Raw genomic sequence first — 201 nt, forward strand, 5'->3', positions numbered from 1 at the left:
GTGAGATTATAGCAACTACTCAGATCTAGATATTGCAAAGTCGTTAAGGGTGTCAAATGCGCTAATCCATCATCGGTGAGATTATATCTACTCAGATTTAAATGCTGTAAAGCCACTAAGGGCCTCAAATGGGTTAATCCCTCATCAGTGAGATTATTGCAATTACTTAAATCTAAATGCTGCAAAGCTACTAAAGGTTTC

At 37.3% G+C, this 201-nt stretch carries 1 pseudogene; it reads right to left on the bottom strand.

The features are described from left to right. Positions 1 to 201: pseudogene (locus TY19_RS00185) on the bottom strand (hypothetical protein); the annotation flags it as partial.

Source organism: Candidatus Protochlamydia sp. R18 (assembly GCF_000648255.1).
In the GTDB taxonomy this organism is placed as follows: domain Bacteria; phylum Chlamydiota; class Chlamydiia; order Chlamydiales; family Parachlamydiaceae; genus Protochlamydia; species Protochlamydia amoebophila.